Below are 24814 nucleotides of genomic sequence, written 5' to 3'. Positions count from 1 at the left end.
GTGAAGATGCTCAATCAACCAAGGACTTATAGTAGCGGCACGAGGCTTTGACCCATGCCGTGGCCGCGAATGCGGCCCGGCGAAAGCCAGGCAAGCCGGAGGTTTGCGCGCTACGTCGAAGGCGTGCAGCGGGACACGTCGCGTTGAGGGCCTGTTGAAGCGGATACCAGCGGTCGGAGCATTCGGCCGTTGGTATTGGAGCGGGATGCGCGAGCGCAGTCGAACGCAAGCCGCGCCAAGGGGGTGAAGCCGCAGGGGCACCCCTCCCGGGCCGCCGCTACCGACGTTCCACCGCCGCCCCGCAGGCCAGCAGCCGCGCCACCATCGCCTCATGCCCGCGGTCGAGATGGTCGAGCCCGCGCAGCTCAGTCACCCCGGCGGCGCCGAGCCCGGCCAGCAGCAGCGCCGCGGCGGCACGCACATCCGTCCCGGTGACCGGCGCGCCGGCCAGGCGCGGCACCCCGCGCAGCCAGGCGGTGCGGCCATGCAGGGTGATCTCGGCGCCCATGCGGCGCAGTTCATCCACATGGCGGAAGCGCTGTTCGAAGATGGTCTCGGTGATGGCGCTGGCGCCGGTCGCCGTGGCCAGCAGCGCCATGGCGGGTGATTGCAGGTCGGTCGCGAAGCCGGGGAACGGCGCGGTGCGCAGGTCCACGCCAACCAGCCCGCCCGGCGCCCGGCGCGCGACCAGCCCCTCGGCCACCGGCGTCAGCGCGACGCCCGCCTCGGCGAGGATCGGTCCCGCCGCGCCGAGCAGCGCGGCATCGGCGCCCTGCAGCAGCAGGTCGCCATCGGTCAACGCGGCGGCGCAGGCCATGGTGCCGATCTCGATGCGGTCGGGCAACACGGCGTGTTGAGCGCCGCGCAGCGGGCGGTCGCCCTCGATCACCAGCACCGGACCGCCAATGCCCTCGATCACCGCGCCCATCGCCACCAGGCATTGCGCGAGGTCGGTCACTTCCGGCTCGCGCGCGGCGTTGCGGATTTCGGTGGTGCCGCGCGCCAGCACGGCGGCGATCAACAGGTTCTCGGTGGCGCCGACCGAGGGCATCGGCAGGTCGATCGCCGCGCCATGCAGGCCCCGCGGGGCGTGCGCCTCGATCACCCCGCCGATGAGGTCGATCGTCGCGCCCATGGCGCGCAGCCCGGCCAGGTGGAAATCCACCCCGCGCAGGCCGATGGCATCGCCGCCGGGCATCGGCAGCCGCGCTTCCCCACATCGTGCCAGCAAGGCGCCCAGCAGCAGCACGGAGGCCCGCATGCGGGCGACCAGCTCGGCATCGACGTCGCGCGGGCGGACGGTGTCGGCGCAAATGGTGAGCGACAGGCCGGCGGCATCCTGCGACCAGGCCAGCCCGGCGCCGAGCCGCCGCAGCAGCCCCGACAGCACCGCGACATCGAGGATCGCCGGCACGCGGCGCAGCGTGACGAGATGCGGCGTCAGTAGGGCGGCGACCATCAGCGGCAGCACCGCGTTCTTCGCGCCCCCGACGCGCCAGGCGCCGGAGAGGCGATGGCCGCCTTCGATGCACAGGCTCTCGCCCGGGTCGGGGCGCCACCAGGGGGCGGCGTCGCGCATGCGCGCCTCGGCCGGCGCCACGCTCAGAACAGCCCTTCGATTCGACCCTCGGCATCGAGGTGGATGTTCTCGGCCGCCGGCACGCGGGGCAGGCCGGGCATGGTCATGATCTCCCCGCAGACCGCGACGACGAAGCCGGCGCCGGCCGACAGCCGCACCTCGCGCACCGGCAGCACATGGCCGACCGGCGCACCGAGCAGTGTGGGGTCGGCCGAGAAGGAATACTGCGTCTTGGCGATGCAGACCGGCAGGTCGCGGAAACCATCCTCCTCGAAGCGCTTCAGCTTCGCGGCGACGGGTGCGGGGATGGAGATGGCGGCGGCGCGATAGACCTCGCGCGCCACCGTCTCGATCTTGCCGGCGAGGGAGACGTGGTCGGTGTAGAGTGGTGCGAAATCCGCGGTGCCGCCGTCGATCAGCCGCTTCACGGCGTGGGCCAGCGCCTCGGCACCCTTCGCGCCGTCGCCCCAATGGGTGCAGAGGATGGCTTCGGTGCCGAGGGCGCGCATCGCCTCCTGCACCGCGGCGATCTCGGCCTCGGTATCGCCGGTGAAGCGGTTGAGGCCGACCACCACCGGGATGCCGAACTTGCCGACATTCTCGACATGGCGACTGAGGTTCACCACGCCGCGCTTGACCGCCGCGATATCCTCGCGCCCGAGGTCGGCCTTGGCGACGCCGCCATGCATCTTCAGTGCGCGCACCGTCGCGACCACCACGCAGGCGGCGGGCTTCAGCCCGGCTTGGCGGCACTTGATGTCGAGGAACTTCTCGGCGCCGAGGTCGGCGCCGAAGCCGGCTTCCGTCACCACCACATCGGCGAGCTTGAGCGCGAGGCGCGTCGCCATCACCGAATTGCAGCCATGGGCGATGTTGGCGAAGGGGCCGCCATGGACCAGCGCCGGCGAGCCCTCGATGGTCTGCACCAGGTTGGGCGCGAAGGCGTCGCGCAGCAGCACCGCCATCGCGCCATCGGCCTTGATGTCCTTCGCGGTGACGGAGGTGCCGTCGCGCCGCTGGCCGACGATCATGCGCCCGAGCCGCTTCTGCAGATCGGCGAGGTCGCGCGCCAGGCAGAACACCGCCATCACTTCCGAGGCGACGGTAATGTCGAAGCCATCCTCGCGCGGGTAGCCGTTGCGCATCCCGCCGAGCGAGGAGACCACGGAGCGCAGCGCGCGGTCGTTCATGTCGAGCGAACGCCGCCAGGAGATGCGTCGTGAATCCAGGCCCGAGCCGTTGCCCCAGTACAGATGATTGTCGACCATCGCGGCGAGCAGGTTGTTGGCGCTGGTGATGGCGTGGAAGTCGCCGGTGAAATGGAGGTTGATGTCCTCCATCGGCAGCACCTGGGCGTAGCCGCCGCCGGTGGCGCCGCCCTTCACGCCGAAGCAGGGGCCAAGCGAGGGCTCGCGCAGCGCGATCATCGCCTTGGTGCCGATGGCGTTCAGCGCGTCGCCGAGGCCGACGGTCGTGGTGGTCTTGCCTTCGCCGGCCGGGGTCGGGCTGATGCCGGTGACCAGCACCAGCGCACCGTCGGGGCGGTCCTGCTGGGCGGCGATGAAGTCGAGGCCGATCTTGGCCTTGTACTTGCCGTAGGGCTCCAGCGCCTCGGCGGGGATCCCGGCCTTGTCCGCGATCTCGCCGATCGGCTTCAGCGTCGCGGCGCGCGCGATGTCGAGGTCCGTCGCCATGCCCTGTCTTCCCCCTCGGAAACTGCCCCAGCGCGCTTACGGGCAGTGTTGCAAGCTTGCAAGGGCGGGCGCGCATTTTGCGGCGGCACTGCTGCGCGACGGGGAAGGTTGCGGTGCATCAAAGATCACGGGCCGGATGCCTCCTACGCGGGTCAGGTCGGACAAACGCAAAGGATTCCCGACCATGATCCGCAAGAACATCCTGCTCGCCGGCGTGGCGGCCTTCGGGCTGCTCGCCCAGCCGCTTTGCGCGCAGGAAGCGACTACGCCCATCCGCGGCAAACTCGCTGGGGATTTCGTCATCGGCGCCAGCATCATCGGCGTGGTGCCGATGAATGGCGGCAGCGTCGACGTCATCGGCGGCACGCCCGATGTGTCGAACTCCGTCACCGCTCAGCTCGACTTCAGCTACTTCTTCACGCCGAATTTCGCGGTGAACCTTATCGCGGCAACCACCCGCCACGACGCGGAAGTTTCGGGCAGCGCGCTCGGTGTCGTCGATCTGGGCCATGTCTGGGCACTGCCGCCGACGCTCACCTTCCAGTATCACCCGCTGCCGCAGGAACGCTTCAGCCCCTATGTCGGCGTCGGCGTGAACTACACCGTCTTCTACGGCGAAGGCGGCGGGTATTCGGCGCCGGTCACCAGCGTCGATGTGCGGAATGCCTGGGGCTTCGCGCTCAATGCCGGCCTCGATGTCGAGATCGCGCCGAACTGGGCGCTGAACCTCGATGTGAAGTGGATCTATCTGCGCCCGGATGTCGCGGTCGAGACCACCGTCGGGCGGATCAATGCGACGGCGAATATCGATCCGTGGATTTTCGGCATCGGCGTGCGCTACCGCTTCTGACCGGCGCGGCGCGGCGGGAGCACCGCCGCGCCCTCGCCTGCTTCGGGCCGCCGGTTTAATGCCCGGCGGGTGCTTGGCGCGCCGGACGATCGGTGTGCCCGACCGCGCGATCTGTGCGGCGGACGCCCTTGTCGGCGAATTCGATCGGAAACGTGATACGGGCGGGGGGAAACATTCGCCGGGGCGCATCGTTCAGCACCCGCACGCCGAACGAAGGACCGATCCACCATGGCGCGAAATCCCTTCATGAGCCTCTGGCTCAGCGCGGCGAACCGTGCCGCCAATACGGGGCGCGGCCTGGCGATGTCGGCGACGCGTCGCCAACGCGCGGCCGCCGCCGCCGCGGTCGCCAAGGAGGCCACGACCTTCTGGACACGCGCCTGGCGCGGCGCGACGACGCCGCGTCGCTCGAAGAACCGATGATGGCCACGGCCCCGGGCGGTCAGCGACCGCGGGCACCGCGCGCAGTGTCGTGGCATACGGCCGGACTTTTCCGCAGCCTGGCCCGGGCGGCGACGGGCATGGCCGCCATCGCCTGGTCGGCGGCGCGTCCGGCCGCCGGGGCCGGCGATGCGCGGGGGCGCATCACCGAGGTGGACGCCTTCGGCACCAATCCCGGTGCGCTGCGCATGCTGGTGTTCGAGCCGCCGCGGCGGCCGCGCGCCGGCGCGCCGCTCATCGTCGTGCTGCATGGATGTCGCCAGAACGCAGCCAGCTTCGCCACCGATGCCGGCTGGCTGGATGTGGCCAAGCGCCTCGGCATCCCGCTGGTGATGCCGGAGCAGGTGATGGCGAACAACCGCAGCCGCTGCTTCAACTGGTACCGGCCGGACGATGTAAGCCGTACCCGCGGCGAGGCGATGTCGATCCGGCAGATGATCCGCACCGCGGTCACGCGGTTCGGCTGCGATCGTCGCCGCGTCTTCATCGTCGGGCTGTCGGCCGGTGGGGCGATGACGGCGGCGATGCTCGCCGCCTATCCGGCGGTGTTCGCGGCGGGCGCGGTCGTCGCCGGCATGCCGGTCGGCGCCGCCAGCACCTCGCCCATGGCGCTGATCAGGATGTTTCGCGCCGACCCGCATCGCACGCGCGCGGGCCTGGCTGCCGCGGTCCGGGCGCGGGCGCCGTCGCGCGGGCGGCAACCCTGGCCGCGCCTGTCGATCTGGCAGGGTGGGCGCGACCGGACGGTGGACCCCGCCAATGCCGAGGTCCTGGCCGCGCAGTGGAGCGCGCTGCACGGGTTCGATGAAGCGCCCTCAGCCGACACGGCACCGCTGCCCGGCACACGGCGGCGGCAGTGGGGACGCGACGCGCGCCCCGCCGTCGAGCTCTGGACCATCCCGGCGCTGGCGCATGGCTTCCCGATCGATGCCGGCCGGGACGGGGTGGGCGAGGTCGGGCCGTGGGTGCTCGATGGCGGAATCGCCGCCGCCCGACACATCACCGCCTTCTGGGGGCTGGAGCCGGTCGGGCGGGCGTAGAGCCGCCTCCAGGCCATTGTCCTGGCGCGCATCTTCACCCGACCACGTGATTCCGCCCGATCGGGATTGGCGCCGGACGCGGCGGTCAGGCCGCCTTGGTCAGCACCTCATTGAGCGTCGCGCCGATCGCGTCGACGGCGCGGCGCATGTCGTCGGGCGTGATGGCGCCGATCGCACCGATGCGCATGGTCGGCGCTGCGGTGTTGTAGAAATTGCTGATCAGCACGCCGCGACGCTTCAGCGCCTCGACGAAGGACATCAGGTCGAATCGCGGGTCGGCCGGCTGATGCACCGTGACGATCACCGGCCCCTGATGCTCGCGCGCCAGATAGGGCCGCAGGCCGAGGCCGATGATGCCGTCGTACAGCGCGTCGGTGTTGGCGCGGTAACGCGCGAGCCGCGCGGCCTGGCCACCCTCGGCGTCATACAGGTCGAGGGCGACGTCGAAGGCGGCGATCGCCTGCACGGGCGGGGTGAAGCGGATCGACCCCCAGCCGGCGCGCTTGGCATGCGCTAGCACGTCGGACAAGTCGAGCGACCACGACCCGGCCTGGCCGGCGCAGGCTTCCGTGCGGTCGATGCGCGCCACGGCGAAGCCAATGCCCGGCATCCCTTCCAGGCATTTGCCGGAGGTGAAGACCAACGCATCGCATTCCGGATGCGCGGCAAGGCTGAAGGGCAGCGCGCCAAAGGCCGAGACGGCGTCGAGGATCATCCGGCGGCCAGCGCCACGCAGCGCGGCGCCGATGCCCTCGGCGTCGTTGACGATGCCGCTGCCGGTCTCGTGGAACACCATGGCGACGGTGCCGATGTCCGGGTCGGCGGCCAGCGCGGGCATGATGTCGGCGGCGGTGGCGCCGCGCGTGTCGGTCAGCTTCAGTTCGACGACGACGCGCCCGGCCTCGCGCGCGAGGCGCGCCATGCGCTGGGCATAGGCGCCGTTCATCGGGACCAGCACCTTGGCGCCGGGGGCGACGAAGGTGCGGATGGTGGCCTCGGTGACGAAATGGCCGGCGCCCTGCAGGGGCAGCGTCGCGTGTTCGCCCGGCGTGCCGCCGGCGATGACGAGGACACGCTCGCGGATACGGGCATAGACGCGCTGGAAATCGACATCCCAGGGGGCGATGTCCTGAGCCATGGCGGCGCGGACCTCGGGGCGGGTCTGCACGGGGCCGGGGATGAGAAGGAGCATGGGATCGCCATTCCGCGCGATGTGGGGGGGTTGGTTCTGCCTCCGCGGCGATGGGCGCGCAAGCACACGTCGTCGCGCGCGCGGTGGGCCTCGTCGTAAGGCTGGAGGGGCGTTGCCCCTCCAAGCCACCCCACCAAATGCCCGGGGCATTTGGAATGCCGTTGTTTGGCCCCGGGCAACAGGGCTGGATGAATGGTGACGGGCGACCCCTGCCCCGCGCGCCGCCAATGGGGCCTGGTTTTTGCTTCGATTGCGGATCAATCATCCGAAGGTGCAGTAACCTTCGTTCCCTGCCGGAGTGCTCAAGGGGCAGCGCCCTTCGACCTCCTACCGTCGCCCGTCAGCCGCCGCCGCGCGTTCGCGCAGCCAATCGGCCAGCGCTGCCCGCCGATCGCCAGCCTCGGCACGTTCAAGGAACACGGCGAGGTGTCCCGGCCGACGGTCCGGCACAACGCGATAGGCATGCGTCCAGGGCCCATGCCCCTGATGCAGCACGACATAGAGCCAGGACCGCTCGATGCGGCCGAGCCGCGTGGTCCAGGCACACAGGGCGACGAATTCGGCCTGGTCGCCCGGGGCGAGCAGCAGGTCGAGATCGGGGGCGGGGGTGGCGTCGAGCATGGCGTCCTCGGTGTCTCTGGACCGGACAAGACGCGGCGACGCTTCCCGTTTGGTTGCCGGAGCGGCCGCATCCCCCCTCGCGGAGGCGCCACCTTGCCCGGGAAGGCAGGTTGGCGTTGGGCACGGCCCAACTCTTGATGCGCGCGCAGGAAGCCATGCGCGGCGGGGGAAGGCAAGGGTGTTCTCAGAGTCTGTCTTGAAAGTCCGGCACCGGCCCGCACCCCCACCGGGCCACCCAACGACAGTATCCTGGATGGGTGCCTGGTGGGGGTGCGGACCGGTGCTGGACTGCGAAAGTCGCCTTGAGGCGACTTTCGAGACAGCCTCTCAGGCGATCGCGGCGCCGCCCATGATCTCCCGCAGCAGCTTCTGCCGGATCGCCTCGGCGAAGCCGGCGTAGTCGGGCGTGTGCATGGCGAAGGCGCCGGGCCCGCCGATCACCTCGGCCTGGTAGTGGTCGAGCAGGTCGGGCTCCTCGTTCAGGATGGCGAGGGCATTGATCGTGATGCCCGCCGCCACGCCGATGTCACGCACCGGCCCTGGCGGGCGTCCCTGGTTGTGGCGGCCATCGCCGGAGACATCCATCACCAGGCGCGTCGCCTCGGTGGGCACGGTGCCCAGCAGCGCGAGGCCGGCGGCCATGCCCTCCCCGAGGGCGGTCGCACCCGCCGGCACCAGTCGGGGCGCGTTCTCGACGGCCTCGGCGAAGGCCGCCGCCGCCACCGGGCCATCCAGTCGCGCCCAGGGCACGGCGACCGCCTGCGCCCCCTGCCCCGACCACATCAGCAGACAGATCGCCACCGCCCCGCGTCGCCCGCCCGTGATGGCGGCCTGCACCGATTCGTCGCGGAACGCCGCGCCGTAGCCACCGAGCATGAGGCCGAACTCGTCGAAGTCCACGGAAGAAGAAGCATCCACGGCGAGACAGAGGGCGAGGTCGACCTTCTCCATGCTTGTTTCTTGCATGGCTGGCGGTTGGCTGCACGCCCGGTTGATGGGCATGCTGGCCGCAACCGAACCGGGAGACTTGACGATGCAACGGAGAACTCTGCTCACCGGCGCCGCCGGCGCATTGCTTGCCCGACCGACCCTGGCGCAGGGCGCCTGGCCGAGCCGCACCATCCGCATGATCGTGCCCTATACGCCAGGCGCGGCGACCGATGCGATGGCGCGGCTGGCGGCGCAGAAGCTGCAGGAGAAGCTCGGCGTCACCGTGGTGGTGGAGAACCGCCCCGGAGCGAATGGCGCAATCGGCAGCCAGGCGGTGCTGCAGGCGCCGGCGGATGGCTACACCATCATGGCCTCGGCCTCGATCCACCCGATGGCGCGCTATGTCATGAAGGCCGCGCCCTATGACCCGGTGACGGATTTCATTCCCGTCGCGCGGACCGCGCGCGGGCCGCTGGTGCTGGTGATGAACCCGCGCCTGCCGCAGACCACCATCCCGCAGGTGGTGGAAGCGGCGAAGCGCGAGCCAGACAAATGGACTTTCGCGACCTCCTCGCTGGGCGCGGCGGGGCATCTCGGGTCGATCGAGTTCAACCGCATGACCGGGGCGAATATCGAGATCGTCGGCTATCGCGGCTCCGCCCCGGCGCTGACCGATGTGGCGGCAGGCAATGCCCAGTTGATGTTCGACCCGGTGCTGGCGACGCTACCGATGATCCGCGGCGGGCAGTTGCGCGGCCTCGGCATCGCAACGGCGCAGCGCTCGCCGCTGGCGCCGGACCTGCCGACCATGGCCGAGGCCGGGCTGCCGGGCTTCGAATTCTATTCCTGGTACGGCGTCTGGGCCGCGCGGGCCGTACCGCGCGAGATCGTGGACCGGCTGAATGCCGCGATCACCGAGGCGATGCGCGAGCCGGCGGTGGTCGAACGCCTGACCAGCCTCGGCTTCGAGCCGGTGGCCGAGACGGTCCCGGAGCTGGAACGCTTCATCGTCGCGGATGTAGCGCGGAATGCCGAGTTGCTGCGCATCGCGAATTTCCAGCCCGAATGAGCCTGACGATCACGCCGGCCGCGCTGGCGGCCGAACTCGGGGCGCCGAGGCTGGTGGTGCTGGATGGCAGCGTCTTCCAGCGGCCGGCGCCGGACCTGTCCACCATGTTGCAGGACAGCGCGCGGGCGTCGTTCGAGAAGTCGCGCATTCCCGGTTCGGTGCATCTCGATGCGTTGGACTGGTTGTGGGACCGCGAGAGGCCGTTCCGCTTCGCGCTGCCGGCGCCGGACATCGCGGCGGCCGCCTTCGCCGCGCATGGCGTGGGGGAAGGCAGCCGCGTGGTGTTGTATGACCGCGTCGGCGGCAATTGGGCGACGCGGACGTTCTGGACCCTGCATTGGCTCGGCTTCGAGGATGTGCGGGTGCTGGAAGGCGGCCTCGCGGCGTGGAAGGCAGCGGGGCTGCCGGTGGAGAGCGGCCCGGTGGCGGTCCCGGTGCCGGCGGCGCGGCCCTTCACGCCCCGGCCGCGCGGCGGGGCGATCGCCGACCGGGACGCGGTGCTGGCGGCGCTCGGCACGCCGGGCGTGGTGGTGGTGAATGCGCTCTCGGCCGAACAGCATGCCGGCACGGGCGGGCTGCCCTATCACCGGCCGGGACGGATCGCCGGCAGCCGGAACCTGCCGGCGCCGCTGCTTGCCGATGGCACGCTGACAGCCGAGGCGGTGACGGCGCTGGCCGAGCATGCCGGTATCCGGCGCGACGATCGCGTCATCGCCTATTGCGGCGGCGGGATCGCGGCGTCGAACCTGGCGTTCAACTTGTTGCGCGCGGGTTGGACCGACCTCGCCGTCTATGACGGCAGCCTGGATGAATGGGGCCGCGACCCTGCTTTGCCGATGGAGACCGGGCCGGGCTGATTGCGTTGGGTCAAGCGGCCGGCCCGCCTGACGCGCTATGTGACAGGAACAGGACGGAGGAACCGCGCCATGCCCCAGCGCACCATGGGTGAGATCATCCGCGACCAGAAGCCGTTGACCCTGCCGCCCGCGGCGACGGTCTCGCAGGCCTGCGCGGCGATGTATGCCCGCAAGGTCGGCGCCGTGCTGGTGGTGGATGGCGAACACCACTTGCTCGGCATCTTCACCGGCCGCGACGCGGTGCGGCTGCTGGCCGAAGGCGCGGATGCGAAGAAGACGCCGGTCGAGGCGGTGATGACAAAGAACCCGACGACCCTCGGCCCGAAGGCGACGGCGATGGACGCGCTGCTGCTGCTGAACGATGCCGGCTTCAGGCATCTGCCGGTGGTCGAGGGCGGGCGCGTCGTCGGCATCGTCTCGCGCTACGATTTCCGCGCCAGGGAGCAGGCGCGCTTCGACGACGAGACCGGCTTCATGGAGATGATGCGCTGACAGGCCGCACCAGCGCGCCGAGCAGCCCATCCACCGCGAAGGCCATCAGCCCGGTCAGCACGGCGCCCTGGACCACCCAGGCCGGGTTGCCATTCACCAGCCCGGCGATGATGGGCGTCCCGAGGCAACTCGCCCCCGCCACCGCACCCACCGCCGCCGTCGCCACCGCCAGCACGGCGGCGACGCGCAGCCCGGCGAGGATCGGTGGCGCGGCCAGTGGCAACTCAACCTGGAACAGCATCTGGCGCGGCGTCATGCCCGACCCGCGCGCGGCGTCGAGCACATCGGTCGGCACGGTGGCGAGCGCGCCGGTCGTCGCTCGCAGCACCGGCAGGGTCGCGTAGCAGACCAGCGCGATCAGCGACGGCGTCACGCCGAAACCGACCACCGGTACGGCGATGGCGATGATGGCGACCGGCGGCACCGCCTGCGCGAAACCGACCAGCGCATCGGCGATGACGCGCATCTCCCGCGCGCCGGGGCGCGTCGCGGCGACGCCGAGGCCGATGCCGGTCACCGCCGCCGGCACCAGCGAGGCGAGCACCAGCCAGGCATGGCTGAGCGTCAGCGCGATGAAGGATTCGCGCCGGTACAGCGGCTCCGCCACATCGGGGAACAGCGCGCCGAAGGTCGGGCCGGCGAGCGGCAGCGCCAGCAGCGCGGCGAGGAATAGCGCGGCCGGCAGCAGGGGCGCGAGCCTCATGCCCGCAGCAGGTCCCGCAGCGCCACCAGGCCGGCCGGCGCACCCGCCGCGTCGAGCAGCACCACCGCCTCGGCGCGCGCGGCGAGCATGGCTTCCAGCGCGTCCCGCCCGGTCGCGGCGGCGGGGATGTGCGGCAGGGCGGCGGGCGCCTCGCCCGTTGGGCCGGCGAGCGAGGCGGCGGTGACCAGCGACAGCCGCCGCATGCCGATCGCGCCGCCATCGAGCAGGTCGCGCACGCGCGGGTCGGCCGGCGCGTCGAGCAGGTCGCGCGGCGCACCTTCCTGCAACAGCCTGCCATCGGCCATGACGGCGAGGCGCGTGGCGAGCGACAAGGCTTCCTCGACATCATGCGTCACCAGCAGGATGGTCTTGCCGGTGGCGGCGTGCAGCCGAGCCATTTCCTGTTGCAGCGCTTGGCGCGTCACCGCGTCGAGCGCGCCGAAGGGTTCGTCCATCAGCAAGATATCGGGGTCGGCGGCGAGCGCACGGGCGACGCCGATGCGCTGCGCCTGGCCGCCCGAAAGCTGCGCCGGCATGCGGTCGCGATAGGCCGCCGGGTCGAGCCGCAGCAGCGTGAGGAGTTCATCGACCCGCGCGGCGATGCGTTTCTCGTCCCAGCCGAGCAGGCGCGGCACCGCACCAATGTTGCGCGCCACGGTCCAGTGCGGGAACAGGCCGATGCCCTGGATGACGTAGCCGATGCGCCGCCGCAGCGCCGGCGCAGCCTCAGCCGCCACGTCGCGCCCGCGCAGCAGCACGCGCCCGGCATCAGGGTCGATCAACCGGTTGATCATGCGCAGCGCGGTGGATTTGCCCGCGCCGGAGCCGCCGAGCAGCACGGCGAAGGCGCCTTCCGGCACGACCAAGTCAAGCCCGGCCAGCGCCGTCGCGCCGCCGAATGATTTGCGCACGCCCTCGAAGCGGATCATTGCGCCAGCCCGTCCTCGACCGCGCGCAGCGCCGCGTCCAGCACCAGCGCCAACGCCGCGACCGGCAGCGCGCCGAGCAGGATCAGGTCCGGCGCGAATTGGCCAAGCCCCTGGAACATCAGCACGCCGAAACCGCCGGCGCCGACCAGCGCGCCGAGCGTCACCAGCCCGACCGCCTGCACCGTCGCGGTGCGCAGCCCGCCGAGAAACACCGGCGCGCCAAGCGGCAGGCGCACCCGCCGCAGCACCTGCCCCGGTGCGAAGCCGAGCCCGCGCGCCGCATCGACCGCCGCGGCTGGGGCCGCACCGAGGGCGGCGCGTGTCGCTGCCGCGATGGGCAGCAGCAAATAGAGAAACACGCCGATCACCGCCGGCGCCGCGCCGATGCCGCGCAGCCCGGCCTCACGCAGCAGCGGCACCGCGCGGCCGAGGGCGGCGAGCGGTTCGATCAGCAGCGCGAAGAGCGCCATGGCCGGGATCACCTGCAGGGCAGCCAGCAGGCCCATCACGGCACCCCCGATCCGCCGCATGGTGAAAGCGAAGGCGCCGGCCGCCGCGCCGGCCGCCAGCGCCGGCAGCAAGGCCGCGGCTACCAGCTCCAGATGCCCGGCGAGGGCGGCGCGCAGTTCCGGCCCGCGCGCCGTGGCCTCCCGCACCAGACCGAGGTCGCCCAACAGGCCGAGGGCGAGCATCGCCGCGATCGCCACCACGAAGCCGGCCGCCGCGGCCGCGCGACCGGCCGCGCCCGTCCCTGCCCGGCCAAGTGCCAACCGCGCCGCCAGCAGCAGCGCCCCGCAGGCGATCCAGGACCCGGCCGCCGGGCCGAGCCGTGCCGCCGACAACGATGCGGTCAGCCGCCCCGCGACATCGTCCAGCCCGCCGAGCAATCCGCAGAGCGCGACGCCACAGGCGATGGCCGCCATCCGTCCGGGCAGCATCGCTGCGGCCAGCGCCGCGAGGGCGGCGGGGGCGAGAAACCCCCAGACGTGCACATCGCCCACCGCGATGCCGCGCGGCGGCACGATGCGGTTCGGCGCCAGCACCGCGAAGCCGAGCAGCAGCGGCGCCAGCACGGCCACCAGCAACAGCACCGCCTCCAGCGGCCCGGCGCGGCGCGGCGCCGTCAGCGGAGCAGCCCCGCGCCGGCCAGATGCGTCTGCGCCACCTGGCGTGCCGGCTTGCCCTCCACAGCGATCTGCGCGTTCAGCCGCTGCAGCACCATTAGTTCCAGCGTGCGGAAGGCGGGGGCGAGGATTTCGGCGATGCGCGGGTTAGCGCGCAGCACGTCGCCGCGAATGGTGGGTGCGGGCGCATAAACGGGCTGTACGCCCTTGGTGTCGTCCAGCACCACCAGGTCGAGCGCGGCGATGCCACCATCGGTGCCGTAGACCATCGCGGCATTCACGCCGTTGAGCTGTTGCGCGGCGGCACGCATCGTCACCGCCGTATCGCCGCCCGGCAGCACCAGCAGCCGGTCCGGCGGCAGGGTGAAGCCATAGGCGCGCTGGAAAGCCGGCAGCGCGGCGGGGCTTTCGACGAATTCCGCCGAAGCCGCCAGCTTGAAGGGCCGCCCGGCCGAGACCTGGCCGGCGATATCCTCCAGCGTGCGCAGATTGTTGGCGCGGGCGACGTCGGCGCGGATCGCGATCGCCCAGGTGTTGTTTGCCGGCGCGGGTTGCAGCCAGACGATGTTGTTGCGCTGGGCATCGAGGTCGCGGACCTTCTCATAGCCTGCCTGCGCATTCTTCCAGGCGGGGTCGGTTTCCATCTGGAAGAAGAAGGCGCCGTTGCCGGTGTATTCGGGATAGAGGTCGATCTCGCCGGCGAGGATCGCGCTGCGCACGATGCGCGTCGGGCCGAGCGGCACGCGGTTCTCCACGCGCATACCATTGGCTTCGAGCAGCAGCACGATCATCTGGCCTAGCAGCCCGCCCTCGGTGTCGATCTTGCTGGCGACGACGATGGGCCGTGATTGCGCGAGGGCCGGCGTCGCCAGCAGCGCGGCACTGCCGGCCAGCAGGTGGCGGCGGGACATGCCGTTCATCCAGGTCATCACAATTCTCCCCGATACGAGATGGATCCGAGACTGCCATGCGCAACGCGCATCGCGCGACCACAACAGCCGGCGCCGGTGTGAATTCTGCGGCCGGACCGCTCGCCCGACGCTATAGTGCATCATAGCGGTCGCGACCGCTGCCCGTGCCGCGTGCCGCCTGCAACCGCCACGCCGGAGCCCCAGCCCATGAAGGATCGCCCCCTCATCGAGGTCGCGCCACATCGCGACACCATCTGCCTGCCCCCGGATGCCACCGTGCAGCAAGCCTGCGCGCGGATGCGCGAGGCCAAGGCCTCAGCCGTACTGGTGACGGATGCACAAGGTCACCTCCTGGGCATCTTCACTGGCCGCGACGCCATCTGCCGCATGCTTGCCGACTGCCGCGACGCGGGTAAGACGACGCTCGACGCGGTGATGACGAAGAAGGTCGAGGCGCTCAGCCCACGCGACCGCGCCATTGATGCGCTGCATCTGATGCACGATGGCGGCTTCCGCCATGTGCCGGTGGTCGAGGGCGGCCGCGTGCGCGCTCTCGTGTTGCGCAGCGATTTCCGAGCACTGGAACGCGCGCAGATCGAGGCCGAGGAGGCGATCTTCGCCACCATCCGGTAGCGAAATCCCCACCGCCCTAGGCACCTCCGCCCCCGCGTCCTAGGCTCGGGCGACGGAGGACGAACCATGCCGGAAAGCCATATCGACCCGAAGCTCGCGCAGGAGGCGACACTGCCGCTCGCCGGCATTCGCGTACTGGACCTGACGCTGGCGCGCGCCGGCCCGACCTGCGTGCGCCACCTGGCCGATTGGGGGGCCGAGGTGATCCGCGTCGAACCGCCCTCCTTCAACGATGGGTTGGGCGGGTCGCGCGAGGGTTATGACTTCCAGAACCTGCACCGCAACAAGCGGTCCATCGCGCTCGACCTGAAGACGGAGGAAGGCAAGAAGGCCTTCTTCAAGCTGGCCGAGACCGCCGATGTGCTGGTCGAGAACATGCGCGTGCGGGTCAAGCACCGCCTCGGCATCGCGCCCGAGCAGGTGCAGGCGGTCAATCCGCGGTTGATCTACGCCTCGATCTCCGGCTTCGGACAGACCGGGCCGTATTCCGAACGCGCCGGCGTCGACCAGATCGCCCAGGGCATGGGCGGGATGATGACGATCACCGGCGAGCCGGGGCGCGGGCCGATGCGCGCGGGCATTCCCTTCGTCGACCTGACCGCCGGCAACCTGCTGGCGCTCGCGGTGATGATGGCGCTGTGGGAACGGCAGAAGACCGGCAAGGGCCGCTACGTCCATACCTCGCTGCTTGAGTCGATGGTGTTCATGCTGGACCTGCAGGCGGCGCGCTACCTGATGGATGGCGAGGTGCCCGGCCAGGCCGGCAACGACCATCCGGTGAACATCCCGATGGGCGCCTTCCCGACCGCCGACAAGCCGGTGAACATCGCAGCGTCCAGCCCGAAGATGTGGGCGCAGTTCGCCGAGGCTGTTGGGCACCCGGAATGGCTCGAGGTCGAGAAGTGGAAGACGCTGAAGGGCCGCAGCGACGATCGCGCGGCTCTGAACGCGGTGATCGCCGAGGCGTTCAAGCAGAAGCCGTCGGAGTATTGGATCGACCTGCTGGAACGCATCGGCATTCCTTGTGGCCCCATCAACAAGGTTGACCAGGTCTTCGCCGACCCGCAGGTGCAGCATCTGCGCATGGCGATGCCGATCAAGCACCCGACGCGCGGCGAAACGCACCTCGTCTCCTCCGCCATCAACATCGAGGGCGTGGAGAGCGAGGTGCGGATGATCCCGCCGCGGCTGGGCGAACATTCGGCCGAGATCCTCAGGGAAGCCGGCTACAGCGATGACGATGTGGCGCGACTGCGCGGCCTCGGCGTCATCAGCGAAGGGTAGGAAGCAAAGACCATGGAATTCGCGGACGGCAAGATTCTCGCCGAGATCAAGGACGGCGTCGGGCGCATCACCTTCAACCAGCCCGAGAAACGCAACGCCATGTCGGTGACGATGTGGGGCGGCATGGGCGCGGCGCTCGACCTGTTCGAGAAGGACGAGACGGTGCGCTGCGTCGTGCTGACCGGCGCGGGCGACAAGGCCTTCGTCTCCGGCGCCGATATCAGCCAGTTCGACAAGCTGCGCTCGGACGCCGATGCGCAGCGCGAATACAGCAAGCAGACGGCGGGCGGGCGGCTGAAGCTGGCGTCGTTCCCCAAGCCGGTGATCGCCGAGATCCGCGGTTTCTGCATGGGCGGCGGGCTCGGCATCGCGATGTCATGCGACATCCGCATCGCCGCCGAGGGCAGCCAGTTCGGCATTCCGGCGGCGAAGCTCGGCATCGCCTATGGCTTCGACATGGTGCGGCATCTGGTGGACCTGGTGGGACCCGCCCACGCCCACATGATCCTGATGACCGGCGAACGCTTCGACGCGCAGGAAGCCTCGCGCGTCGGGCTGATCAACAAGGTGGTGGCGGCCGATGCGCTGGCCGGCGAGATCGCCAGGCTGACCGCGACGCTCGCCGTCAACGCGCCGCTGTCGCTGTACGCGAACAAGCGCACGGTGCAGGCGGTGCTGCAGGACCGTGCCGATCGCGACATGGCCGGCATCAACGCCGCCATGGCCGCCTGTTTCGACAGCGCCGACTACCAGGAAGGCCGCAAGGCGTTCATGGCCAAGCGCAAGCCCGCCTTCCAGGGGCGCTGACCGCCGCCACGCCGCGCCGGGTGCGATACCGCCAGACGCGGCGATTGCCGAAATGACATGTGGCGCGACGTTCCGCCGCCCCCATCCGGCGTGCTACGCCCTCCTCGGCTGGCGGGGCCCTCCCCGGCGAACCGGCCGACAGGGGACGTGACAGGGCGTGGACTCACAGCACGAACACAACCGGCTGGCTGATGACGAGGCGGGACCCGGCCTTGCCGCGGAGCATCCCGGCGCGCCCATCTCTCGTCTGGTGGCCGAGGTCGCGGCGCAGTGCAATGGCGAACGCATCACGCTAGGCGAGATGGGCGAGGCCTTCGGCGACCGCGCCTTCGGCCTGCTGATCCTGCTGTTGTGCCTGCCGGGGCTGTTGCCCGGCATGGCCAGCGTGTTCGGCACGCCGATGCTCATTCTCGGCGTGCAGATGGGCCTCGGCTTCCGCAAGCCGAAGCTGCCGGCCTTCATCGCCCGGCAGTCGCTGAAGCGGACCGACCTGCTGCGGCTCGCGCCTGGGTCGACCACCCGCGTCTCGCGCGCCATCGCCAAGGTCGAACGCTGGGTGCGGCCGCGCCCCGGACCCTTCACCAACGCCACCGCCGACAAGGTGGTCGGGTGGCTGACCGCCTATGCCGCGCTGATGCTGATCCTGCCCGGCCCTGGCACCAATGGGCCGCCGGCCTTCGGCACCATCGTCATGGCGCTCGGCGTGGTGGAGAATGACAGCAAGGTGGTGGGCATCGGCATGGCGTTGACCATGCTGGGTAACGTGTTTGCCACCGCAGTGCTCGGCGCCCTGCTGTGGTTCGGCATGGAAGCACTGCATTACTTTTACTGAGCCCTCAAACGGCAGGCGGCGACGGGTGGTCTGGGCGCGGTCGCGCTGCGCGCTCCAGCCTCGATCCGTTCTCGGCGCTCACAAAGCGTCGCCTGGCGTCGTCAGGAAACGCTTTGTCACCCTGGACGCGACGCGGCCGCTCGGCATAGCTTCCGCCCATGCGCCGGTGGCCCGAAAGGGCTGAAACGGGAACGCGCGACGCGGTGACCCTCACCGCCCATCCGCGGCTGCCCCCGCAACTGTAGGCGACGAAACCGGCCCCTGACGCCATTGCGCCCTTCGGCGCGAGAAGGCGGGGCCGGCGGTGGAGGCACCTCGCCCCGCCACGTCGCGAGCCAGGAGACCGGCCGGCGCAGAGTTGTCTCGCGCGTGCCGGGCGGGGAGCACCGGCGCAACGGACCCAGGGTACGACCGTTGGAATGCGGCCGTCCTTCCGTCATGCGAGCACGACGCCAGCCCGTCCCGGCGCCCCACGGCACCGGGGCGAAACGCGGACCGTGCAACGGAGGGACCCCCGGATGAAACACCGGATCCTTGCTTTATTCGCCCTCGCCCCCCTCGCCCCCGCCTGGGCGCAGGACCCGGCCACCCCAGCCGCGACCGCGGTGCCCGACATGATCGTGACGGCCACCCGCATCCCGACCCCGCGCGACCGTATCCCCGCCCCGGTCACCGTGATCGACCGCCAGACCATCGAGGAGAACGGCTACGTCACCCTTGCCGATGCGCTGGCGGCAGTGCCGGGCTTCCGCCTGGTGCAGGCCGGCGGTATCGGCCAGCAGGCCTCCGGCTTCGCCCGCGGCGCCAATTCACGCCAGGTGCTGGTGCTGCTGAACGGCGTGCCGGTGAACGACCCGTCGGAGCCCAATGGCGCCTTCAATTTCGGCAATGAACTGCTTGGCGACATCGAGCGCATCGAGGTGGTGCGCGGGCCAGTCTCCTCGCTCTATGGCTCGGCGGCGATCGGCGGGGTGGTCAATCTCATCACCCGCTCCGCCCCGGCCGACCGCGTCGCCGCGCCGTATTTCGAGGCTGGCGCGGGCAGCAACTCAACCGTGCGCGGCTATGCCGGCATGGGGGGAACCATCGGCCAGGTGGATTACCAGGTGACCGGCCAGAGCCTGTCGACCCGTGGGTCCAACGCCCTGGCGTCGCGCTTCTACCAGAGCCTCGGCGAGGAGGACGGCTTCCGCTCGGCGATCGTGACCGCCCGGCTCGGGCTGACGCTCGGCGAGACAGTCCCTGGCGAGGTGTTCGGCCGCACCCGCGTCGAAGGGCTGGTGCGCGGTCGGGAAAACACCGTCGGCCTGGACGACGTACCGCTCGATGACCCGAACTATACCGGGCAGGACCGCTCCTGGTTCGGCTATGGCCGCAGCACGACCGATCTGTTCGGTGGCGTCTGGACCACCGGCTTCACCCTGTCGGGCAGCCAGAACCGGCGGCGCTATACCAACCTGCCCGACCCGACCAACCCGGCGACGGCCGACGACCTCTATCGCGCCAGCCGCCAGGCGATCTCCTGGGACAACACGCTGCGCCTGCCCGATGCCGGCGTGGCGACCGACTTCACCGTCATCTTCGGCGCGCAGTGGGAGAAGGAGACCGCGGACAGCGCCAATGGCTCGGAATTCTTCCGCACCATCGTCGATGCGTCGCAGCGTTCGGGCGCGGGCTATGCCTCGCTGCAGGGGCGGCTGTTCGAGCGGCTCGATGTGACGGCGGGTATTCGCTACGACGGGCCGGAGGGGTATGACGGCTTCACCAGTTGGCGCCTTGGCGCGGTGTTGGCGCTGCCGGAGGTCTCTTCCCGCCTACGCGTTTCGGGTGGGACGTCCTTCAAGGCACCGTCGCTGTTCCAGCGCTACGGCACCATCACCGGCTACTTCCAGGGCAACCCCAATCTGCGGCCGGAGGATGGCTTCGCCTGGGAAGCGGGCGTTGAGACCGACATCGCCTCCTGGGCCACCGTCTCGGCGTTGTATTTCGACAGCCGCATCCGCAACCTGATCAACTACGACCAGACCTTCAGCACGCTGGAGAATGTCGATCGGGCGCGCATCCGTGGCGGCGAATTCGCCCTCACGCTGCGGCCGACGGATTGGTTTTCGATGACCGGGTCCTGGACCGTGCAGGAAGCGACGGACACGACGAACGACACGCCGCTGGCGCGCCGGCCGCGCAACATCGCTGCGCTGACCATGCGCTTCGCCGCGCCGCTTCCCTGGGACGGGCCGCGCAATGCGCGCATCGTGGTGGTGCCCGAGATCCTCTATACCGGGCCGTCGCCGGAAGGCGCCTTTGCCCGCTACAACGACGACGGGTCGTCGATCACCACGGCGGGCAAGAACGATGGCGGGACGGTGTTCAACCTGACCGCCACGGTGCCGATCCTCGAACAGCTCGCAGGCTTCGTGGAGTTCCGCAACCTCGGCAACACGCAGTACGAGCCGGCGAATGGCTTCGTCATTCCGGGACGGACCGCAGTGGCGGGGGTGCGCGGGACGTTCTGACGGGGGCGGCCGTTGGAAGGGCCTCGGCCCTTGCGCGCGAAGATGGTGCTGTCACACGGTGGTACCGGAGAGGGCTTTGCCCCCTCCGGGCCTCCCCCACCAAAGGCCTAAGGGCCTTTGGAAACCGTCACTTGGTGGCGAGCGCGACAGATTGTACCGAGAAACGAAAGTCGCGTTGGGCAAGGGAGTGAGTCTTCGTACCGATCCCGGCCATAATGCACAGTGCCAGATATCGATTTCCAAAGGCCCGGTGGCCTTTGGTGGGGTGGTTTGGGGGGGGCAAGGCCCCTCCCAATCTTCGCGTCTTTGGGGCAGAGCCCCTCCGTGCCACCCATTGGCGCGGCACCAGACCGGCCCGCCCTTACCCTGCCGACCATCGGCCGGTGTCGCGGCGCCGCGGTCGCCTTGCGATGAGGTTGTGCGGAAGTCCCCGCCATGCTCCCACGATCTTGCGCTGCCGCAAGGCGTGCTGCGGTGCAATAAGTCGGTATACGCAGCCAATTCGCCGCTTCCGGGCAAACGAACGATGATGATGCGACGCGGACCCATGAGGTCGGCTTTCTTCCTGCTTCTGTTGCTGCTGGCGGCCGGAGGCGCCTGGTTCGCCTGGCAGACGATCCGGCCGGCCGGCCTGCCGCCCGGCTTCGCCCGCGGCAATGGCCGGGTCGAGGCGGTCGAGATCGACGTCGCTACCAAGATCGCCGGGCGCATCAGCGATGTACTGGTCAATGAAGGCGACTTCGTCACCGCTGGCCAGGTGGTGGCGCTGATGGACACCGCCTCGCTGGAAGCCCAGCTGCGCGAGGCGCAGGCGCAGCTCAACCGCGCCGTCATCGCCATCGAGACCGCCGGCAGCCTGGTCACCCAACGCGAGGCAGAGAAGACGGCCGCCGAGGCCACCGCCGCCCAGCGCGACGCGCAGGTCACGGCCGCGCAACGCCGCCTGGCGCGCACCGAGGAGCTCGCCGCGCGCGGCAATGCGCCGCAGCAGACGCTGGATGACGACCGCGCCAGTTTCGAAGGCATGCGTGCGGCGCAGAGTGCCGCGCGGGCGCAGATTGCCGCGGCCGACGCGGCGATCAGCTCGGCGCGGTCACAGGTCGTCGGCGCGCAGGCCGCCGCCGAGGCCGCCCGCGCGACGATCCAGCGCATCCAGGTGGATATCGACGACAGCGCGCTGAAGGCGCCGCGCGCCGGGCGCGTGCAGTTCCGGATCGCCCAGCCGGGCGAGGTCGTCGCCGCCGGTGGGCGGGTGATTAATATGGTGGACCTCACCGATGTCTACATGACCTTCTTCCTGCCCACCCCCGATGCGGGGCGGATCGCGCTGGGGGCGGAGGCGCGGCTGGTGCTCGATGCCGCGCCCGAATTGGTGATCCCGGCACAGGTCTCGCTCGTCTCCGACGTCGCACAATTCACGCCGCGCACGGTGGAGACGGCGGAGGAGCGGCTGAAGCTGGTGTTCCGCATCCGGGCACGCATCGATGCCGACCTGCTGCGCGAGCACATCACCCAGGTGAAGACCGGGCTGCCGGGCGTCGCCTATGTGCGGCTCGACCCTGCTGCCGCTTGGCCGGCGAACCTGCAGGTCAGGCTGCCGTAATGAATGGCGTGATCGGTCGCCTGGACGCGGTCGGGCTGCGCTACGGCAAGGCTGTCGCGCTGGATGACGTGACGCTCGACCTGCCGGCGGGCTGCATGGCAGGGGTGATCGGGCCGGATGGCGTGGGGAAATCCAGCCTGCTGGCGCTGGTGTCCGGCGCGCGCGCGGTGCAGGCCGGGCGCGTCACGGTGCTGGGCGGCGACATGGGCGATGCGCTGCACCGCGACGCGGTCGGGCCGCGCATCGCCTACATGCCGCAAGGCTTGGGCAGGAACCTCTATCCGACACTGTCGGTGTTCGAGAACATCGACTTCTTCGGCCGGCTGTTCGGGCAGGACCGCGCGGAACGCGAGGCGCGCATCGCCTCGCTTGTCGCGGCGACCGGCCTCGCCCCCTTTGTCGATCGTCCGGCCGGCAAATTGTCGGGTGGGATGAAGCAGAAGCTCAGCCTGTGCTGCGCGCTGGTCCACGACCCGGAACTGTTGATCCTGGATGAGCCGACGACCGGCGTGGATCCGCTCTCGCGCCGGCAGTTCTGGGAGTTGATCGCGCGCATCCGCGCCGGGCGGCCGGGAATGAGCGTGCTGGTCGCCACCGCCTATATGGAGGAAGCGGCGCGCTTCGACTGGCTCGCCGCGATGGATGGCGGAAAGGTGTTGGCCACCGGCAGCCCGGCCGAGATCCTGGCGCGCACCGGCACGACGACGCTGGAAGCCGCCTTCGTTGCGCTGCTGCCCGAGGCGAGGCGCGCCGGCCACCACCCAGTGCACATCCAGCCCTTTGAGGATGGTCAAGGCGAGGCGGCGATCGAGGCGCGCGGCCTGACCATGCGCTTCGGCGACTTCACCGCGGTCGATCACGTCAGCTTCCGTATCCGGCGCGGCGAGATCTTCGGCTTCCTCGGCTCCAATGGCTGCGGCAAGACGACGACGATGAAGATGCTGACGGGGCTGTTGCCGGCCAGCGAGGGCGAGGCCTTCCTGTTCGGCTCGCCGGTCGATGCGACGGATATCGAGACGCGCCGGCGCGTCGGCTACATGTCGCAAGGCTTTTCGCTCTATGGTGAATTGACCGTGCACCAGAATCTTGACCTGCATGCGCGGCTGTTCGGCCTGCCGTCGGCGACGATCCCCGGGCGTGTCGCGGAGATGGCGCGACGCTTCGACCTCACCGCGATCATGGATGCGTTGCCGGATGCCTTACCGCTCGGGCAGCGGCAGCGGCTGTCGCTCGCCGTGGCGATGATCCATGGGCCGGAGATGCTGATCCTCGATGAACCCACCTCGGGCGTCGATCCGGTGGCGCGCGACGATTTCTGGCGCATCCTGATCGAGTTGGCGCGGCGCGACAGGGTGACGATCTTCATCTCCACCCATTTTATGAACGAGGCGGAGCGCTGCGACCGCATTTCGCTGATGCATGCCGGCCGCGTGCTGGTCAGCGACACGCCGGCGGCGCTGGTGGCAAGGCGTGGCGTCGCGACACTGGAGGATGCCTTCATCCGCTACCTCGAGGATGCGACGGCGCAGCAGGCCTCAGTGGCCACACCGCCCCCGATCGTGGCCGGCCACGCGCCGCGGCGCGGCTTCGACCCACGCCGCATGCTGTCGTATTCGCGGCGTGAGGCGATCGAATTGGCCCGCGACCCGGTACGCGCAACGCTCGCGCTACTGGGCAGCCTGATCCTCATGGTCATCATGGGCTATGGCATCACGCTCGATGTCGAGAATCTGACCTTCGCCGTGCTCGACCGCGACCAGACGACGGTCAGCCGCGACTACACGCTCAACGTCGCCGGGTCGCGATACTTCACCGAGCGCGCGCCGATCACCGATCATGCCGATCTCGACCGCCGCATGCAGTCGGGCGAGATCACCCTGGCCATCGAGATCCCGCCGGGCTTCGGTGCCGATGTGGCGCGCGGCCGGCCGACCGCGATCGGCGCCTGGATCGACGGCGCGATGCCATCGCGCGCGCAGACCATCCGCGGCTATGTCCAGGCGATGCACGCGCAATGGCTGGAACAGCGCGCCGCGCGCAGTTCGACGCCAAGCGCCTCGGCGCTGTTCAGCATCGAGACCCGCTACCGGTACAACCCCGATGTGCGCAGCCTGGTGGCGATGGTCCCGGCGGTCATCCCCATCCTGCTCATGCTGATCCCCGCGATGCTGACGGCGCTGTCCGTGGTGCGGGAGAAGGAGTTGGGCTCGATCGTCAACTTCTACGTCACGCCGGTGACGCGGCTGGAATTCCTGCTGGGCAAGCAACTGCCCTATCTCGTGCTCGGTATGGTGAATTTCCTGCTGATGGTGGGCCTCGCGCTGACGCTGTTCGACGTGCCGCTGAAAGGCAGTTTCTGGACGCTGGCGGCGGCGACGCTGCTGTATCTCGGCGCGGCGACGGCGCTCGGGCTGCTCGCCTCGACCTTCCTGAAAAGCCAGGTGGCGGCGACCTTCGGCACGGCGGTGATGACCATCCTGCCGGCGGTGCAGTTCTCCGGCGTGATCAACCCGGTCTCGTCCATTGAGGGCGTCGGTGCGCTGATCGGGCGCATCTACCCGACCGCGCATTACGTCACCATCGCGCGCGGCACATTCTCCAAGGCGCTGAACTTCGCCGACCTGCATACGCCCTTCCTGGCGCTGGCGCTCGCCGGGCCGGTGCTGATCGCGCTGAGCGCGATGCTGCTGCGCAAACAGGAGCGCTGAGC

General features: G+C 70.3%; 22 protein-coding genes and 2 riboswitches. Of the genes, 13 read left to right on the top strand and 9 right to left on the bottom strand.

The genetic code is table 11. From position 1 onward, the window contains the following. Positions 1-277: 277 nt before the first annotated feature. Both murA and IEY36_RS09355 read right to left on the bottom strand, forming a co-directional pair. The gene (gene murA / locus IEY36_RS09360) at positions 278-1579 is read right to left on the bottom strand and encodes a UDP-N-acetylglucosamine 1-carboxyvinyltransferase (RefSeq protein ID WP_188966790.1); all 1302 of its coding nucleotides are present in this window, start codon (positions 1577-1579) and stop codon (positions 278-280) included. A gap of 23 nt (positions 1580-1602) precedes the next feature. Continuing rightward, on the bottom strand, positions 1603-3273 hold the full coding sequence (locus IEY36_RS09355) for a formate--tetrahydrofolate ligase (protein WP_188966789.1): 1671 nt from the start codon (positions 3271-3273) through the stop codon (positions 1603-1605). Between the two features lie 184 nt (positions 3274-3457). On the opposite strand from IEY36_RS09355, the gene IEY36_RS09350 reads away from it, so the two are divergent. From IEY36_RS09350 to IEY36_RS09340, 3 genes are all read left to right on the top strand, one after another. Next, complete coding sequence (locus IEY36_RS09350; RefSeq protein WP_188966788.1) at positions 3458-4123, top strand: OmpW/AlkL family protein; 666 nt, start codon at positions 3458-3460, stop codon at positions 4121-4123. A gap of 246 nt (positions 4124-4369) precedes the next feature. Further along, the gene (locus IEY36_RS09345; protein ID WP_188966787.1) at positions 4370-4546 is read left to right on the top strand and encodes a hypothetical protein; all 177 of its coding nucleotides are present in this window, start codon (positions 4370-4372) and stop codon (positions 4544-4546) included. A 98-nt stretch (positions 4547-4644) separates the two neighbouring features. Beyond that, the gene (locus tag IEY36_RS09340) at positions 4645-5604 is read left to right on the top strand and encodes an extracellular catalytic domain type 1 short-chain-length polyhydroxyalkanoate depolymerase (protein ID WP_188966786.1); all 960 of its coding nucleotides are present in this window, start codon (positions 4645-4647) and stop codon (positions 5602-5604) included. Positions 5605-5689: 85 nt separating this feature from the next. On the opposite strand, the gene IEY36_RS09335 is transcribed toward IEY36_RS09340, so the two are convergent. From IEY36_RS09335 to IEY36_RS09325, 3 genes are all read right to left on the bottom strand, one after another. After that, on the bottom strand, positions 5690-6796 hold the full coding sequence (locus IEY36_RS09335; RefSeq protein ID WP_188966785.1) for a 2-aminoethylphosphonate--pyruvate transaminase: 1107 nt from the start codon (positions 6794-6796) through the stop codon (positions 5690-5692). 327 nt (positions 6797-7123) lie between these two features. Then, entirely contained in the window at positions 7124-7417 is a 294-nt protein-coding gene (locus tag IEY36_RS09330) for a hypothetical protein (protein ID WP_188966784.1), read from the bottom strand. Positions 7418-7456: 39 nt separating this feature from the next. Then, positions 7457-7563, bottom strand: a riboswitch (SAM-I-IV-variant riboswitch). Positions 7564-7744: 181 nt separating this feature from the next. Then, positions 7745-8368 carry a DUF1194 domain-containing protein gene (locus tag IEY36_RS09325; RefSeq protein WP_188966783.1) on the bottom strand — a complete coding sequence of 208 codons (624 nt, stop codon included), beginning with the start codon at positions 8366-8368 and terminating at the stop codon, positions 7745-7747. Positions 8369-8450: 82 nt separating this feature from the next. On the opposite strand from IEY36_RS09325, the gene IEY36_RS09320 reads away from it, so the two are divergent. From IEY36_RS09320 to IEY36_RS09310, 3 genes are all read left to right on the top strand, one after another. Beyond that, complete coding sequence (locus tag IEY36_RS09320; protein ID WP_188966782.1) at positions 8451-9416, top strand: Bug family tripartite tricarboxylate transporter substrate binding protein; 966 nt, start codon at positions 8451-8453, stop codon at positions 9414-9416. A gap of 158 nt (positions 9417-9574) precedes the next feature. Next, entirely contained in the window at positions 9575-10273 is a 699-nt protein-coding gene (locus IEY36_RS09315; protein WP_373290318.1) for a sulfurtransferase, read from the top strand. A gap of 69 nt (positions 10274-10342) precedes the next feature. Then, positions 10343-10765: a CBS domain-containing protein gene (locus tag IEY36_RS09310; RefSeq protein WP_188966780.1), complete on the top strand. Its 423-nt coding sequence runs from the start codon at positions 10343-10345 to the stop codon at positions 10763-10765. On the opposite strand, the gene IEY36_RS09305 is transcribed toward IEY36_RS09310, so the two are convergent. From IEY36_RS09305 to osmF, 4 genes are read right to left on the bottom strand one after another with little or no spacing between them, the layout of a single operon-like run. Then, positions 10746-11468: an ABC transporter permease gene (locus IEY36_RS09305; RefSeq protein ID WP_188966779.1), complete on the bottom strand. Its 723-nt coding sequence runs from the start codon at positions 11466-11468 to the stop codon at positions 10746-10748. The genes IEY36_RS09310 and IEY36_RS09305 overlap by 20 nt on opposite strands. Then, positions 11465-12397, bottom strand: a complete 933-nt coding sequence (locus tag IEY36_RS09300) for an ABC transporter ATP-binding protein (RefSeq protein ID WP_188966778.1) — start codon at positions 12395-12397, stop codon at positions 11465-11467. Before IEY36_RS09300 ends, IEY36_RS09305 begins: the two co-directional genes overlap by 4 nt. Continuing rightward, complete coding sequence (locus IEY36_RS09295; protein WP_188966777.1) at positions 12394-13488, bottom strand: ABC transporter permease; 1095 nt, start codon at positions 13486-13488, stop codon at positions 12394-12396. The genes IEY36_RS09300 and IEY36_RS09295 overlap by 4 nt, the downstream gene beginning before the upstream one ends. 32 nt (positions 13489-13520) lie before the next feature. Continuing rightward, positions 13521-14450 (bottom strand): glycine betaine ABC transporter substrate-binding protein OsmF, encoded by a 930-nt coding sequence (gene osmF / locus IEY36_RS09290; protein WP_272873135.1) that lies wholly within the window; start codon positions 14448-14450, stop codon positions 13521-13523. A 189-nt stretch (positions 14451-14639) separates the two neighbouring features. Here osmF and IEY36_RS09285 point away from each other — a divergent pair, with 189 nt between their 5' ends. From IEY36_RS09285 to rbbA, 7 genes are all read left to right on the top strand, one after another. Continuing rightward, positions 14640-15065, top strand: a complete 426-nt coding sequence (locus tag IEY36_RS09285; RefSeq protein WP_188966776.1) for a CBS domain-containing protein — start codon at positions 14640-14642, stop codon at positions 15063-15065. 66 nt (positions 15066-15131) lie between these two features. Next, complete coding sequence (locus IEY36_RS09280) at positions 15132-16349, top strand: CaiB/BaiF CoA transferase family protein (RefSeq protein ID WP_188966775.1); 1218 nt, start codon at positions 15132-15134, stop codon at positions 16347-16349. Positions 16350-16361: 12 nt separating this feature from the next. After that, a complete protein-coding gene (locus IEY36_RS09275; protein WP_188966774.1) occupies positions 16362-17156 on the top strand; it encodes an enoyl-CoA hydratase in 795 nt (264 codons plus the stop codon). 157 nt (positions 17157-17313) lie between these two features. Continuing rightward, the gene (locus tag IEY36_RS09270; RefSeq protein ID WP_229681222.1) at positions 17314-17988 is read left to right on the top strand and encodes an exopolysaccharide biosynthesis protein; all 675 of its coding nucleotides are present in this window, start codon (positions 17314-17316) and stop codon (positions 17986-17988) included. Between the two features lie 147 nt (positions 17989-18135). Beyond that, positions 18136-18354, top strand: a riboswitch (cobalamin riboswitch). A 152-nt stretch (positions 18355-18506) separates the two neighbouring features. After that, a complete protein-coding gene (locus IEY36_RS09265) occupies positions 18507-20501 on the top strand; it encodes a TonB-dependent receptor plug domain-containing protein (RefSeq protein ID WP_188966773.1) in 1995 nt (664 codons plus the stop codon). 547 nt (positions 20502-21048) lie between these two features. After that, on the top strand, positions 21049-22104 hold the full coding sequence (locus IEY36_RS09260) for an HlyD family secretion protein (RefSeq protein ID WP_188966772.1): 1056 nt from the start codon (positions 21049-21051) through the stop codon (positions 22102-22104). Beyond that, entirely contained in the window at positions 22104-24812 is a 2709-nt protein-coding gene (rbbA, locus tag IEY36_RS09255; RefSeq protein WP_188966771.1) for a ribosome-associated ATPase/putative transporter RbbA, read from the top strand. Before IEY36_RS09260 ends, rbbA begins: the two co-directional genes overlap by 1 nt. The last annotated feature ends 2 nt before the right edge of the window (positions 24813-24814 follow it).

Source organism: Neoroseomonas lacus (genome assembly GCF_014644535.1).
In the GTDB taxonomy this organism is placed as follows: Bacteria; Pseudomonadota; Alphaproteobacteria; order Acetobacterales; family Acetobacteraceae; genus Neoroseomonas; species Neoroseomonas lacus.
Note: the sequence above shows the minus strand (reverse complement) of the source record. Positions and strands in the feature narration are given on the sequence as shown.

Excerpts from the sequence above, each read along its gene's own strand:
- IEY36_RS09355 (WP_188966789.1), bottom strand. The coding sequence starts at position 3,273 with ATGGCGACGGACCTCGACATCGCGCGCGCCGCGACGCTGAAGCCGATC.
- IEY36_RS09300 (WP_188966778.1), bottom strand. The coding sequence starts at position 12,397 with ATGATCCGCTTCGAGGGCGTGCGCAAATCATTCGGCGGCGCGACGGCG.
- IEY36_RS09345 (WP_188966787.1), top strand. The coding sequence starts at position 4,370 with ATGAGCCTCTGGCTCAGCGCGGCGAACCGTGCCGCCAATACGGGGCGC.
- IEY36_RS09335 (WP_188966785.1), bottom strand. The coding sequence starts at position 6,796 with ATGCTCCTTCTCATCCCCGGCCCCGTGCAGACCCGCCCCGAGGTCCGC.
- IEY36_RS09325 (WP_188966783.1), bottom strand. The coding sequence starts at position 8,368 with ATGGAGAAGGTCGACCTCGCCCTCTGTCTCGCCGTGGATGCTTCTTCT.
- osmF (WP_272873135.1), bottom strand. The coding sequence starts at position 14,450 with ATGACCTGGATGAACGGCATGTCCCGCCGCCACCTGCTGGCCGGCAGT.
- IEY36_RS09310 (WP_188966780.1), top strand. The coding sequence starts at position 10,343 with ATGCCCCAGCGCACCATGGGTGAGATCATCCGCGACCAGAAGCCGTTG.
- IEY36_RS09265 (WP_188966773.1), top strand. The coding sequence starts at position 18,507 with ATGAAACACCGGATCCTTGCTTTATTCGCCCTCGCCCCCCTCGCCCCC.
- murA (WP_188966790.1), bottom strand. The coding sequence starts at position 1,579 with ATGCGCGACGCCGCCCCCTGGTGGCGCCCCGACCCGGGCGAGAGCCTG.
- IEY36_RS09280 (WP_188966775.1), top strand. The coding sequence starts at position 15,132 with ATGCCGGAAAGCCATATCGACCCGAAGCTCGCGCAGGAGGCGACACTG.
- IEY36_RS09305 (WP_188966779.1), bottom strand. The coding sequence starts at position 11,468 with ATGAGGCTCGCGCCCCTGCTGCCGGCCGCGCTATTCCTCGCCGCGCTG.
- IEY36_RS09285 (WP_188966776.1), top strand. The coding sequence starts at position 14,640 with ATGAAGGATCGCCCCCTCATCGAGGTCGCGCCACATCGCGACACCATC.
- IEY36_RS09330 (WP_188966784.1), bottom strand. The coding sequence starts at position 7,417 with ATGCTCGACGCCACCCCCGCCCCCGATCTCGACCTGCTGCTCGCCCCG.
- IEY36_RS09340 (WP_188966786.1), top strand. The coding sequence starts at position 4,645 with ATGGCCGCCATCGCCTGGTCGGCGGCGCGTCCGGCCGCCGGGGCCGGC.
- IEY36_RS09320 (WP_188966782.1), top strand. The coding sequence starts at position 8,451 with ATGCAACGGAGAACTCTGCTCACCGGCGCCGCCGGCGCATTGCTTGCC.
- IEY36_RS09260 (WP_188966772.1), top strand. The coding sequence starts at position 21,049 with ATGAGGTCGGCTTTCTTCCTGCTTCTGTTGCTGCTGGCGGCCGGAGGC.
- IEY36_RS09275 (WP_188966774.1), top strand. The coding sequence starts at position 16,362 with ATGGAATTCGCGGACGGCAAGATTCTCGCCGAGATCAAGGACGGCGTC.
- IEY36_RS09350 (WP_188966788.1), top strand. The coding sequence starts at position 3,458 with ATGATCCGCAAGAACATCCTGCTCGCCGGCGTGGCGGCCTTCGGGCTG.
- rbbA (WP_188966771.1), top strand. The coding sequence starts at position 22,104 with ATGAATGGCGTGATCGGTCGCCTGGACGCGGTCGGGCTGCGCTACGGC.